Source organism: Ruminiclostridium papyrosolvens C7 (assembly GCF_000421965.1).
GTDB classification, from domain to species: Bacteria; Bacillota; Clostridia; order Acetivibrionales; family DSM-1351; genus Ruminiclostridium; species Ruminiclostridium papyrosolvens_A.
This window is the reverse complement of record NZ_ATAY01000035.1, coordinates 24204-37419: the sequence shown is the minus strand read 5'-3', so window position 1 is coordinate 37419 and position 13216 is coordinate 24204. Positions and strand designations below refer to the sequence as shown.

The 13216-nt window shown below is 39.1% G+C and carries 13 protein-coding genes; 12 read left to right on the top strand and 1 reads right to left on the bottom strand.

The genetic code is table 11. The features are described 5' to 3' along the window. The 4 genes from L323_RS0120765 to L323_RS32385 form a co-directional block, all read left to right on the top strand. Positions 1-1216 (top strand): cellulose binding domain-containing protein (locus tag L323_RS0120765; protein WP_031342090.1); only part of this gene is annotated, 1216 nt, incomplete at its 5' end. 86 nt (positions 1217-1302) lie between these two features. After that, complete coding sequence (locus L323_RS41500) at positions 1303-5433, top strand: hypothetical protein (protein WP_020815819.1); 4131 nt, start codon at positions 1303-1305, stop codon at positions 5431-5433. Positions 5434-5501: 68 nt separating this feature from the next. Then, positions 5502-6155 carry an SMI1/KNR4 family protein gene (locus L323_RS32390; protein ID WP_020815818.1) on the top strand — a complete coding sequence of 218 codons (654 nt, stop codon included), beginning with the start codon at positions 5502-5504 and terminating at the stop codon, positions 6153-6155. 223 nt (positions 6156-6378) lie between these two features. Further along, positions 6379-6597 carry a hypothetical protein gene (locus L323_RS32385; RefSeq protein ID WP_020815817.1) on the top strand — a complete coding sequence of 73 codons (219 nt, stop codon included), beginning with the start codon at positions 6379-6381 and terminating at the stop codon, positions 6595-6597. Positions 6598-6660: 63 nt separating this feature from the next. On the opposite strand, the gene L323_RS41385 is transcribed toward L323_RS32385, so the two are convergent. Beyond that, positions 6661-6831: a hypothetical protein gene (locus L323_RS41385; RefSeq protein WP_020815816.1), complete on the bottom strand. Its 171-nt coding sequence runs from the start codon at positions 6829-6831 to the stop codon at positions 6661-6663. On the opposite strand from L323_RS41385, the gene L323_RS32380 reads away from it, so the two are divergent. The 8 genes from L323_RS32380 to L323_RS41380 all read left to right on the top strand — a co-directional run bounded on the left by L323_RS32380 (position 6815) and on the right by L323_RS41380 (position 13208). After that, complete coding sequence (locus tag L323_RS32380) at positions 6815-7012, top strand: hypothetical protein (RefSeq protein WP_020815815.1); 198 nt, start codon at positions 6815-6817, stop codon at positions 7010-7012. The genes L323_RS41385 and L323_RS32380 overlap by 17 nt on opposite strands. 139 nt (positions 7013-7151) lie before the next feature. Next, positions 7152-7373, top strand: a complete 222-nt coding sequence (locus tag L323_RS32375) for a hypothetical protein (protein ID WP_020815814.1) — start codon at positions 7152-7154, stop codon at positions 7371-7373. A 101-nt stretch (positions 7374-7474) separates the two neighbouring features. Next, entirely contained in the window at positions 7475-9709 is a 2235-nt protein-coding gene (locus tag L323_RS32370; RefSeq protein WP_020815813.1) for an AAA family ATPase, read from the top strand. Next, complete coding sequence (locus L323_RS32365; protein WP_020815812.1) at positions 9710-10318, top strand: DUF4255 domain-containing protein; 609 nt, start codon at positions 9710-9712, stop codon at positions 10316-10318. A gap of 123 nt (positions 10319-10441) precedes the next feature. Further along, the gene (locus tag L323_RS32360; RefSeq protein WP_020815811.1) at positions 10442-11986 is read left to right on the top strand and encodes a phage tail sheath family protein; all 1545 of its coding nucleotides are present in this window, start codon (positions 10442-10444) and stop codon (positions 11984-11986) included. Between the two features lie 22 nt (positions 11987-12008). Continuing rightward, complete coding sequence (locus L323_RS32355) at positions 12009-12452, top strand: phage tail protein (RefSeq protein WP_020815810.1); 444 nt, start codon at positions 12009-12011, stop codon at positions 12450-12452. A gap of 205 nt (positions 12453-12657) precedes the next feature. Continuing rightward, entirely contained in the window at positions 12658-13026 is a 369-nt protein-coding gene (locus L323_RS32350) for a phage tail assembly protein (RefSeq protein ID WP_020815809.1), read from the top strand. Continuing rightward, a complete protein-coding gene (locus L323_RS41380) occupies positions 13023-13208 on the top strand; it encodes a DUF6760 family protein (protein WP_014312901.1) in 186 nt (61 codons plus the stop codon). Before L323_RS32350 ends, L323_RS41380 begins: the two co-directional genes overlap by 4 nt. Positions 13209-13216: the final 8 nt, after the last annotated feature.

Here is a 13216-nt window from a genome sequence, read left to right as displayed (position 1 = left end):
AGAAGTAAAATGGACAGCAACCGATGCAAATGGAAATATTACAACTAAGATTCAGAAGGTGACAGTACAGGATACAACCAAGCCTGTAATGAGTGTTCCACAAGAAATAACAACGGAAGCAACTGCAGTAAGAACACCTGTCGAAATCGGAAAAGCAACAGCCACTGACATTTTCCACGTGGATATTACAAATGATGGTTTAGCGGATTATCCGGTGGATACGACAAAAGTAACATGGACCGCAACCGATGGAAATGGAAATGTTACAACAGGCTATCAAAATGTAACAGTCAGGGATACAACTAAGCCTAAATTGACCGTTCCAGAGAACATAACCGTTGAAGCTACAGCGGTAAGGACACCTGTTAGCATTGGCAGAGCCACTGCAGTTGACATATTTCCGATAATGTTGCTAAATGATGGACCTAAAGACTATCCGATAGGTAAAACAATCGTAACATGGATGGCGAGAGATATTAACGGTAATGAATCACAGGCTGAACAGTATATTACGGTAAAGGATACTACACCACCTGTACTGAAAATACCAGCAGACATTACAGTTGCTGCAACAGGCTCACGAACAAAGGTGCTGATTGGAACGGCAACAGCAACAGATATATTCGGTGTAAACGTAACAAGCGATGCTCCGGCAGATTTTCCAGTAGGAAAAACAGCCGTAACATGGACTGCAACAGATGCTAACGGTAATATTACCAAAGCTGTACAGTACATAAACGTTGTTCAGAAATATGTAGTAAAGTCATTTAATGCAACCACAATTGCAACAACAAATTCAATAGACCCAAGAATAATGTTTGTGAACACAGGGGACACAACGCTTAAACTTTCAGACTTAAAAATAAGATATTATTTTACTTCTGACGGTGACAAGAGTCAAAGTTATTGGTGTGACTATGCTGAAATTAAAGGTACTTCAGGACAGAGAAACATTACTTCTTGTGCAAAGGGAAGTAGTGCGCTATTCACCGGTACACAGTGTGACCACTATATTGAGATAACTTTCCCAGGCAGTATTGAAACAGTTAAACCGGGAGAAAATGTAGTAATTCAGGGAAGATTTTCAAAGGCAGACTGGTCAAACTACACGCAAACAAATGACTATTCATTTAACCCAACAGCTAAAGATTATACTGAAACATCAAAGATAACCGTATACTCCTCTGGAAACCTCATCGGAGGAATCGAACCTTAAAATCTGTACAAGTCATTACAAGCTGCAATCCATAAAAAGATTGCAGCTTGTAACAATTAAAAGTAGCAAAAGGAGGAAAACGGCTGATGAGTCCAGTTATAACCGCACAAAAACAAAAAGAGAAGACAACCGGTGTAAAAAGAAATAACATACAGGGTCAAGCCGGTAGCCGCAAACCGGTTGCCAGAAAAGCGGATGCAGTTGAAATAATACATAGACTCAAAAAGGATCCGGATTCGTTAAAACGCGACGATGTAGTAGTACTACAGAGTACCATAGGAAATAAAGCGCTGGGAAAAATGCTAACTGATTTGAAGACAAAAAAAGAACAAACTAAGGAACAACATGGAAAAGACAAGGTTGATGCAATTAAACCACTGAAAGAAACAGCTGAAAAAACAAAGGTTCCTGATATAAAAGTTGAGGAAAAGCCTCAAAAAGCTCCTGAAGTTAGTAAGAAAACAGAAAAGCAACAGACTAAGAGCGACAATGTTGCTACTGATAAGAGTAAAATAGTGCAAATCACAAAAAAGAATGAAAATAGTCCTATTTCAGCGAAACCCGTAAAAGAGACTGTTAAAAAACAAGGTGCTGAGGCTCAAACCCAAAGTATTGAACCCACCATATCTTCAAAGCCAAAACAGAGCATACAAAAAGCTGATATTGAAAGCAAAAATCAAGAGAATGTCTCACCAAAGAAAAAAGATAAAGTTCAGGAAACAAGCGCACCTGCAAAAAGTGAATCAACTACTTCAAATAAAATAACCTCAGGATTTGGCGGAACTGTAAATAGTCAGAATGAAGCACCGACAAAGAAGGCTCCCGTTAAAGCACCTGTAATAAAAATAAATTCAGAGGACCCGGGTAAAATACTAAATTCACTTGGAACTGTTCCACCAACTGAAATAGTAAATGCTTTCTCACAGGCATCATCAGTGTCTGAGACAGCTTTTGAAAAACAGAAAACAAAAACCCAGGCTAAAATTCCGGTAATACCGACTCCAACAGGAATTCCTGCTAAAAAGGGTCCGGCAAAAGTTGTAAATAAGGTTAAGGAATTGGCTCATTCTGCAATTTCCTCCTTCAAGAGCGAAAAATCAGGTGGTAAAGCATGTGAAGGAATGCCTGAAAATATTAAGATTCGAGAAGGCGATGATATTGATGCCGATGAAGTAAGGCAGCAAGCAAAAGAATATGCAAAAAATGCACCTGAGATAGGCATGACAGGAGAAGCCGACCCAAATCAGATGGAAGGCTTTATGAATGAAGCATCTCAGAACGCCGGAAATGCAAAGCAGGCTGAATTGAACCAGACAAAGCAGGATTTTGGTGAGAACGCCATAGCACCTCAGGAAGACCCCACGACAATAAAAGCGGATAAAGCTATAGGAGGAGTACTTCCACTTGGAATTGATATTAACAAGCAAGCCCCCATATCCCCTGAAGTAGCTTCAAGAGTAAACCCTCAATTGAATGCACAGCTAAAGAGCTTTATGCAGGGTAAGGAAAATGAATTCCAAAAGGGCAAGACCCAGTTTGACTCAGGAGTTTCCAGTGCAAAAGCAAATGCAGATGCACAGATAGAAAACCATAAAGCAGAAGCAAAGCGTACTCAGCTAAAGGAGCAGGAAAATACAAAGGCAGAAGTAGGCGGCCTGAGAGACCAGTGGAAAAGTGAGATAAACACTGCGACAGAAGGATATGAAAAGGATGCCAGTGCAGAGACAGAAAAGAAGAAAAAAGAAGTAGGAAAAATAAAGGACGAAAAAGAGGGCGAAGTAAAAACGACCCTAAAAAATGCTGAAAAGGATGCTGACAAGGAATGTAAAACAGCCAAGAAGGATGCTGATGAAGAGAAAAAGAAGCAAGAAGAAAAACCTAAGAGTCTTGTTGGAAAGATATGGGGTGGTATAAAGAAAGTCGGTAAAGCTATTGTAGACGGCATAACAAAGGCTGTCAGCTTTATATTTGACAAACTTCGTCAAGCAGTAAAAACAATATTTGAGAAAGCAAAACAGCTGGCAGTTGGACTAATAGAAGCAGGCCGCAGGTTGATAGTAAGTGCTATAAAGGGATTGGGAACTGTTCTCAAAGGACTGGTAAAAACCCTCCTAGCTAAATTCCCGGGAATAGCAAATAAAATATGTAACCTTATAGATAAAGCAGTAAATAAAGCGGTTGCAGCAGTAAACAAAGCAGCAGCACTTCTGAAAAAAGGAGTAACTGCAGCACTGAACTTTATGGCAAAAGCTGTAGATGGCTTACTTGTCGGTTTGCAAAAGATATACAAGGCAGTCATGGCGGGAATAAAGAAATTCCTCACCATGGACTTCAAAAAAATATTCGGAGCAATCCTTGAGGCCGCAGAAATAGCTGCGGAAATAGCTCTTGCCTTTGCAACAGGAGGAGGAAGTGTACTGCTTCAGATAGTAAAATGGCTTGCAACCACATTACCACAACTGCTAAGTACAGCAGGTTCGGTAATGAACTTTGTTAATACAATCAAAAGCATAAAAATCAAGGATGTATTAAAGCTACTGTCAGCAGCAGGAATAGCAGGATTCCTTACAAAAGGACTGTTCGGAGAATTAACAGGACTGCCCAAAGAAAGCAAGGACGAAAAAGACAAGAAAGAACCTGCATCAGGACGTGCAGAAAAGGGACTGGTCAAAGTTCTTCATGCACTATCGTCTGTATTCAATGTATTTAAAGGAGTATATAACAAGATTGCAGGTGGAGTAGGAAAGATACTCGGAGTAATTAATATAGCCGCAAAACCATGGTTTGCAACCTTTAGTGCAATATATGCCGGAGCAGTAAAAGCAATGGATGTGGTTGGAAATCCTGTAGAGACCCTCAGCGAAGGCGCAGGAAAACTAAAGGAGGCAGTCGGAAGCTTCTTTGGCAGTGTAAAGGGTAAACTCAAGGAAATAGCAGGCAGCATCAAGTCAAAGGTAGCAATACTGGGACAGCCTGCACAGTTAATGAAGTTAATAGCCAACAAGGCTGTGGACATGGTACTGAACTTCATTATTTCGCATCCGCCATCAGCACTAATCAAAGCAGTATTCAAAGGAATAGAAGCTATAGCAGGAAAATCCATAGTAGAGCTGGTAAGACAGTACATACCATTTGCAGATAAGCTGTTTGACAAAATTGCCGGGTCAGGCCCTGTACAAAGTCTGATGAAGCCGCTTCAAGGACCTATAAACAATGTAAATGGAATGATAGACGAGGCAACCAACGGAGCAACAGGCATGGTAAACAATGCAGAGCAGTCAGCCACATCTACTCTGGGCAGCGGAGCAAAACTCGTTACAGCAATGGGCATAGGCAAAGCAGGAGGCAGCAAAGCAAACAGTAAAGGCGACACCAAGGGAAAAAGCAAAGAAGGACCAAAAGGTGGAGGCGACTTCCTGGGCATATTGTTAACGGGAGTACATACAAAACTCTATGCAATAGGATTAAGAAATATCGCCAAACTGGGCAAAAACCTTGCAAGCAAAGTGGCAGGCGGAGCAAAAGCCCTAATAGGGAAAATGCTTACTCCAAAGGTCAAATTCAAGCTTGGAAATGAAAGCCATGAACTGTGGGTGGAAAAAGGTAAGAATAAGAATGTTGTAATGATGGCGAGTAATAAAAATACTATTCAGGGACAGATAGCAGCAGGAGTTTTACCAAATGATGGAGAATTAGTTAAAGCGGTTAATGAAGAGGAACGTAAAAACGAAAAAGATGTAAAAGAATCAGATAATAATAAGATTATCGCTGTTGCTCAGAAAGCTAAGGGGGCAAATGGGGGTGGTCCAAAAAGACCCGGTGGCTATAAAATAGGGGATGTTGATAGGCATGGAAATCTAAGTCCAGGTGAAAATCGTGCTCCAGGCTATAGCAGGTCAAAAACTGACAATCAGGTGCAGTCACATCATCCAATTCAGAATGAATGGGCAAAACGTTGGGCCAAAAAAAATAATAAATTGTATAATGAAAATGATGCACCCGCAATACTATTAGAATCCAGCTCAGGTATGAGTCATGCAAAGGTTTCGGCAGCACAAAGAGCTCGTAGGAATAGGGAAGGCTTTGATACAACTATACAGCATGAATTTGATGTAGGATATAGAGAACTGATTAATGCAGGTGTAAATGCTAAATTAGCGAGAAAGGCAATTGAAAGGGCTTACAAATATTTTGATAGTATAGATGCATTTAAGTAAAATAGAGAATATATAGCTACTGTATGACTTATACTAATATATTTTGTTGTGGAAAGGAGAAAAACAAAATGGATATAACAAAAATAATTGGCTTAAAAAAAAATAATCCTGCAAATACTGATGAAATAAATTCGGTCGAAGTCGAATTAGGGGTTTTTTTACCTAAAGTATACCGACAATTATTAAGCATTACAAATGGATTTATAAACGGGCAGGGAATTGGACTTTATGGAACAGATGAATTAGTTGAGAGAAACCAAACATGGGAAGTTGATAAGTATGCTAGAGGTTATGTCGCTATAGGGGATAATAGTGGAGGAAAAGTATTTTTAATGGAAGCTGACAGAGCATCAAAGGAAGTAATTGCTGTTGATAGCGGTTATATGAATCCTAAAGATGAACCTGAAGTAATTACTAATGATTTGAGTGAATGGATTTCTACAGGCTGTAGCATTAGGACATCAGAGACTGAAGAAATTAGATCATATATTGAACTTCATAATATTATTTTGGAGAAAATGCCTGTTGGAGGAACAAAAGATTTATTGGTAATTAAAAAAATTCTAGAAATTGATATATCAATTGGAGAGCTTCTTAAGTGTTCAAAACAGCCACCATTTATTTTAGTGCGAAATGTTCCGTATGCAAAAGCGATATCACGCATTAAGAAATTAGGACAAGTAGGGTCGATATTGAGATTAGAGCCAAGTTCTAATGATTAAAAATCGATAGAAATCTCAACTGAATAAATAGCCTAGTTCCTAGTAATATTCAGCATAATAATGATAAATTCATTGTATATGAGTAGTTAATTAATATTTTGCCTACGAATGTAGGCTTGTGTTAGATGGAAGTCTAGCAAATTATTAAATCAGGTCTTAATAGAGATTATTCTCTGTTGAGGCTTTTTTATTTTTAAAATATGTAAGCCTTCCTTTATTACTCATGCTTGTAAACACAGCTATAACAGGACTGCCCAAAGAGAGCAAGGACGAAAAAGAACCTGCATCAGGACGTGCAGAAAAGGGACTGGTCAAAGTTCTTCATGCACTATCATCTGTATTCAATGTATTTAAAGGAGTATATAACAAGATTGCGGGTGGAGTAGGAAAGATACTCGGAGTAATTAACATAGCCGCAAAACCATGGTTTGCAACCTTTTAGTGCAATATATGCCGGAGCAGTAAAAGCAATGGATGTGGTTGGAAATCCTGTAGAGACCTTAAGTTAAGGCGCCGGAAAACCGAAAGATGCAGTCGGAAGCTTCTTTGGCAGTGTAAAGGGTAAGCTCAAAGAAATAGCAGGCAGCATCAAGTCAAAGGTAGTAATACTGGGACAGCCTGCACAGTTAATGAAGTTAATAGCCAACAAGGCTGTGGACATGGTACTGAACTTCATTATTTCGCATCCGCTATCAGCACTAATCAAAGCAGTATTCAAAGGAATAGAAGCTATAGCAGGAAAATCAATAGTAGAGCTGGTAAGACAGTACATACCATTTGCAGACAGGCTGTTTGACAAAATTGCCGGGTCTGGCCCTGAACAAAGTCTGATGAAGCCGCTCCAAGGGCCCTATTAACCAAATCCACCTATTAAAGGCAGTTACACAATAAACAATATTTATTGTGTAACTGCCTTTTTTTAGTTGTTAAACAAAAAATATTTTTTACTTAGAAAGTGAGAAGTTATAAATCAAAAAACAAGAAGGAGAACTCCTCATGGAAGAACTCAAGACCATAATAGAACTCTTGAAAAAGATCAGGGCAAAAAACAATGTAGTATTCAATTCCTGTCAGGATGAAAAATTAATGCAGGATATCGAATACGGGAATTTATATCAGGAGTACTGGACAGCTGATTTCAGACTCAAAAATGTCATTGGGCTGCTTGAGGCGGTGGAGAAAGAATTAATTAATGATAAGAGGACAGATAAAAAATAATTTTCAATAATAGTTGTAAATTACATGATAAATTTTCCATATATAGTGAACGGATTAAATCCAAAGCTAAGTAAAGCATATCTTTGATGAAAGGCCAAAAAATGATAAGTTCAGAAAACAATGCAACAGGCATCCCTAAAAATCAGGGCAGTACGGAAAGTACACAGGAAGCAATCGCATATGTTTCAAGCCGAGAATACCTATCGGACGAATTAAGACGTCTGGATTTAATATTCAGACGGTATATCCGGGATGATACAGAAGTGGGAAGTACAACATCATATGCCGGTGTGGTTTTGTCAAAAGAGGAAATATGCGATCTTTTGGAAGAAGAAAATACATTTGATCAGGAAATCTTGATAGAAGACAAGATTATCGAGATGGACTATCAAATTGCCAAAAGGCTTGAAGCAACCAGAGCATGCGGAAGATACATTTCACTACTGTACATATCAAAATTACTCAGCCTGAGTCTCTTTGAACAAAGATGTCTTGTTGCCTGCATAGCCCCTGAGATAGATCCAAAATATGAAAAGGTATACGGCTATTTTGAGAATGATACTTCAATAAAAACTCCAAGCATTAACCTGTTGATGAAGATATTTATATCATCAGAGGATGAAAGATTTGAAGGAAGAAAAGTCTTCAGTCTGCAAGCACCTTTGGTCAGGCTTTTGCTGGAAAGTGGGAATGATTTATCAGATAACTGCATTCCGCTAATATCACGTCACCTAAAATTGGATGATTGGGTAGTCAACTATTTACTGGATATCAATATCCTTGATTCACGGTTAATACATGTAGCTGAACTGATTAAAACAGGGCAAAGAGAAAACATCAGCACTAATTCTGAAAATGTCAGAATACTACGTTTTATCGACTATTACAGGAATGGAAGGACAAAAAGAAATCAAATACTGTACTTCTATGGCCCTGACGGAGCCGGTAAAAAAGAATATGTACTATCAGTATGTGAGCACCTGGGGTTACCCCTTATTGTAGCGGATTTAGAAAAGATATTAAGCTCTGACTTACCTTTTGATGAAATTCTTCGGCTGCTTGGCAGGCAGATTAGAATAAGCGACGGTATTCTCTGTCTTGAAAACTTTCAACTATTGGTTTCAGAAGAAAGAAGCCAGCAGATAAGAATCAACAGAATCCTGCAAATGCTTCATGAGTTTTCTGAAACAACATTCATTCTCGGAAGAACTCAGTGGCATTTAACAAATACCGACTGCAGGTTTGCCTATGTTGCAGTGGAATATCCATATCCTTCCGCAACAGAAAGAAAAAAATACTGGCAGGAACTTGGCAGAAAATATCAGTTGGATGCAAATCTAAACCTCAATAATTTCTCTGAAGTTTTCCGTTTTACACCTGGTCAGATTGAAAATGTTCTTAGATTGGGTGAAAACTATTCGGTATGGAATGGAGCCAGCGATGGAAGGATTGAGACAAATGACCTTACAAATGCCTGCTATACTCAATCAAACAGAAAACTTGGCGAATTGGCAAAAAAGATAGATACACTTTACACAATGGATATGCTTGTTTTGCCTGAAGATCAAATGTTGCAAATGAAAGAAATATGCAGGCAGGTAAAATACCGTTCAATCGTTTATGAAAAATGGGGATTTGAAAAGCGCCTCGCACTGGGAAAAGGATTAAATATTATGTTCTCAGGTCCCCCGGGCAGTGGGAAAACAATGGCAGCAGAGGTTATCGCAAATGAAATAGGCCTTGAAATATATAAGATTGACGTCTCAAGAGTTGTAAGCAAGTATATCGGAGAAACGGAAAAAAATCTTGGAGAAATATTTCACGAGGCCGAGACCTCAAATGTCATACTGTTTTTCGACGAAGCCGATGCTCTGTTTGGAAAACGTTCCGAAGTCAAAGATTCTCATGACCGATATGCAAATGTTGAAATAGGCTATCTGCTTCAAAGAATGGAAGAATACAAGGGAATAGTTATTCTGGCAACAAACCTGAACCAGAACATTGATGAAGCTTTCTTGAGAAGATTGCACTTTAACGTAGCATTCCCATTTCCTGATAAGGAACAGCGCAAGCTTATATGGTTGAGTATATTTCCTTCCGGGGCTCCGGTAGAGGACAAGCTGGATTATGATTTTCTGGCAGAGAAATTTGTTATGGCAGGGGGAAATATAAAAAATATAGCATTAAATGCAGCTTTTTATGCTGCCCATGCAGGGTGCCCCATAGGGATAAAGCAAATTATGCAGGCGGCAAAAAGAGAATACAAAAAAATGGGTAAAACCTTTTTGAAATCGGATTTTGCCCCATATTATCAACTGATTGAGGTGGTGGAATAAATGGCTGTGGAAACCCGTACAGTAATCAGAGATGTCAGTGCAAGCCTGAAGGCTTTGATTAAAACAAATGTTCCGGAATTAAATGATGACAGTTACATAACCTTCGGTTCACCAAGCGATGTAGATTCAGCAAACATGACTCTTTCATTATGCTTGTATTACCTTACCGAAAGCCATAGCATGAGAAACAGTGAGAGAGAACGTATACCAGGGACAAACCAGTTATTTGACCCTCCCTCCTATCTTGACCTGTATTATCTTATGACCCCATATGCAAAGGACAGAGATACTGAACTATTGATTTTGGGAAAACTATTTCAACTGTTTCATGAGCACGCGGTGCTCAGTGGAGATGACCTTAAAGGAAATCTGGCAGTATGCGGAAACGAACAAATTAGGATATCCTACAATAATTTATCGCTTCAGGATATTAAGCAGTTATGGGAAGTATTCCCGGGAAAACCGGCAAAGTTAAGCCTGTCTTATCTGGTATCTGCGGTAAGGATGCCGGCTGAAAAGATAATTACATTGCCATTAATTACAGAGGAACCAACACCAAAATATTATAATTTAAAAACCCATGCCGAATTATCTAAAAAGAATACATGATGATTCAACCAGAGATTATGCAAAATTAAGAATATGATTTCGCGTATTGAAAAATATAGCGAGGGCATATAGGTCTATTCAACAGAAGGACCATAAAAACAGTTATAACAAGGAGGACTTGAAATGCCAAATTATTTATCACCAGGAGTTTATGTAGAAGAAGTTTCCAGCGGAGTGAAGCCGATAGAAGGCGTAGGTACAGCGGTGGGTGCTTTTATCGGAATTGCTGAGAAAGGTGTCATTGGTAAAGCTATTCTGGTTACAAATTGGAGCCAGTATGTCAGTGAGTTTGGAGGATTTATCCCAAATGCATACCTTGCTTATGCCGTGTACAATTTCTTTGCGGAAGGAGGAACATCCTGCTATGTTGTAAGAGCTGCATCAGAAGATGCAAAGAAGTCTTATAGCATTGTCAAGGATGATCAGGGAGCAAACTTATTCGAAATCAGTGCCCGTTCTGAAGGAAACTGGGGTAATAGAATTTCCTTTCAAATAAGCAGTTCAACAAACGGACAGATAAACGGTTTCAAACTCAATATCAAGTATACAGAGAAGAGTTCATTCAGCGATGAGTATGTTGGAGAAGATGTCGACGGGGAACTTGTTGAAACATTTGACAATTTACTTATAACCAACTTTGAAGAGAAAATCAATGAGGTATCATCATTTATCAGCGTAACACCATTGGTGGATCTTAAAAAAGTTGATAACATGGACAAGGTTCCAATGTTTACAGAAGGGGATAATTTTACAGAATTAGAAAATGGCGTTGATGGAATATCATACGTAGAGTACATTGACAGCCAAAACCAAAAGTTGGGAATCAATGCATTTACACCTATTGACGAAATTAATATACTTGCAGCTCCTGACGTTGCAAATATGGATTCTAACAGAAGCATTATTCTTGCAATACTAAATTACTGCAAGAACAGAAAGGACTGCTTCTATGTTATTGACCCTCCACATGGCTTGACACCTCAGGAAGTAAAGGACTTCAAAGAGGGTGCGGGAGACTATGCAGGCAACTCATTTAACTCTTCCTATGGCGCATTGTATTATCCATGGGTATTTATCAACGATCCGCTTACAGGAAAGAAAAAGCTCATTCCACCTTCAGGTTCAGTTGTAGGTACATATGCATATGTTGATTCAGCAAGAGGGGTACACAAAGCTCCTGCCGGAACTACCGACGGATATCTTGACACAGTAGTAGGTGTTGAAAAGATAGTAACTAAGGGGGAACAGGAACTTCTCAATCCTATAGGTATAAATGTAATCCGTTCTTTACCTGAGGGAATTTGTATCTGGGGTGCCAGAACTCTCTCATCTGATTCAGAATGGCGTTATATAAATATCAGGCGTCTGATGATGTATATTGAAGAATCAGTTGACAAGGCAAGTCAATGGGTAGTTTTTGAACCAAATGAGCCAACTCTTTGGGGAAAGGTAAAGAGAAACATATCAGCTTTCCTGACAAGGGTGTGGAGAGACGGAGCACTCTATGGTTCCACCCAGGAAGAGGCATTCTTCGTTAAAGTAGACGAGGAAAACAATCCTCCGGCATCAAGAGATGCAGGTCAATTGGTAATAGAAGTCGGTGTAGCTCCTGTTAAACCGGCAGAATTTGTAATAATTAAAGTCAGCCAAAAGACGCTGTCCAAATAACATCCAGAGAGGAGATTAACCAATGGCAACAGGAAAGAGAAATGATCCATACAGAAATTTTAGATTCAGAGTAGTAATTGATGGTATTCAGATAGCAGCGTTTTCTGATGCAACAATTCCTGATATATCTACAGAAGCAGTAGAATACAGAGAGGGAACAGATGCACCTCATTCAAGAAAACTTTCAGGTCTTACAAAGTTCGGTAATGTAACTTTAAAGAGAGGCCTTACAGATACTATGGACCTGTACAACTGGCGTAAAGCGGTTGTACAAAAGGGTGCACTTAACAACAGAAGAAGCTTATCAATAATATTGGTAGATGAAGAAGGCAATGACAAAGCTCAATGGGATATCATTGAAGCATGGCCAATTAAATATGATGTTAGTGCATTAAGTGCAAAGGGAAATGAAGTTAGTATTGAAAACATTGAACTGGCACATGAAGGCGTAGCAAGAGTTAAGTAATCTTAATCGTTAGCCGGATTATTATTGAATTGATAACATACTGCAAAAATTAAATATAGGTATAAACGGTCAAATTTCAATAACTATCCTTATTGTGTATTTTGAGGAACAAAATGATGATGAAGGTCGCTTCAACCCGGTTTTACAGGGTTGAAGCCGCACCTTACATCAGTCAAAGGTAATAATCAAAAGAGAGGAATGTAGAATGGATATTTTACAAACAGAATTTAACTTTACACTGCCCAAAGGTTACGTTGACGATACAGGAACGGTACTTAAGCAGGGAACAATGAGACTTGCTACTGCCGCAGATGAAATAATGCCACTTCGTGATGCACGTGTACAGCAGAACCCGGCTTATTTATCAGTAATCCTGCTTTCGAGGGTAGTAACAAATTTAGGTACGCTTAAAATGATAACTCCCAGAGTTATAGAGGAGTTGTATACTTCCGACTTTTCCTATTTGCAGGAATTATACAACAGAATCAACCAGAATGGCTCTAATACTATAAAAACCAAATGTCCCAAATGTGATCACGCTTTTGAGGTTGAGGCTGAGATTCTGGGGGAATAACCGGCTACCCTCTCGACCGCCTCTACGAGGAGGTAGCCTTTTTGTCCTACTACCTGCACTGGGATTATAAAACCGTGCTGGGCTTGGAGCATTTTGAGAGAGAACGCTGGTGCAGGGAAGTAAGTGAAATAAACAAGAAGCTCAACGGAGATGAGGGCAAGAAAGATTTCTTTGAGGTTTAGGAGGACAC

Bases quoted from the DNA above. Each gene is read 5' to 3' on its own strand.
- L323_RS41500 (WP_020815819.1), top strand. From the start codon at position 1,303: ATGAGTCCAGTTATAACCGCACAAAAACAAAAAGAGAAGACAACCGGT.
- L323_RS32390 (WP_020815818.1), top strand. From the start codon at position 5,502: ATGGATATAACAAAAATAATTGGCTTAAAAAAAAATAATCCTGCAAAT.
- L323_RS32385 (WP_020815817.1), top strand. From the start codon at position 6,379: ATGCTTGTAAACACAGCTATAACAGGACTGCCCAAAGAGAGCAAGGAC.
- L323_RS32380 (WP_020815815.1), top strand. From the start codon at position 6,815: ATGGTACTGAACTTCATTATTTCGCATCCGCTATCAGCACTAATCAAA.
- L323_RS41385 (WP_020815816.1), bottom strand. From the start codon at position 6,831: ATGAAGTTCAGTACCATGTCCACAGCCTTGTTGGCTATTAACTTCATT.
- L323_RS32375 (WP_020815814.1), top strand. From the start codon at position 7,152: ATGGAAGAACTCAAGACCATAATAGAACTCTTGAAAAAGATCAGGGCA.
- L323_RS32370 (WP_020815813.1), top strand. From the start codon at position 7,475: ATGATAAGTTCAGAAAACAATGCAACAGGCATCCCTAAAAATCAGGGC.
- L323_RS32365 (WP_020815812.1), top strand. From the start codon at position 9,710: ATGGCTGTGGAAACCCGTACAGTAATCAGAGATGTCAGTGCAAGCCTG.
- L323_RS32360 (WP_020815811.1), top strand. From the start codon at position 10,442: ATGCCAAATTATTTATCACCAGGAGTTTATGTAGAAGAAGTTTCCAGC.
- L323_RS32355 (WP_020815810.1), top strand. From the start codon at position 12,009: ATGGCAACAGGAAAGAGAAATGATCCATACAGAAATTTTAGATTCAGA.
- L323_RS32350 (WP_020815809.1), top strand. From the start codon at position 12,658: ATGGATATTTTACAAACAGAATTTAACTTTACACTGCCCAAAGGTTAC.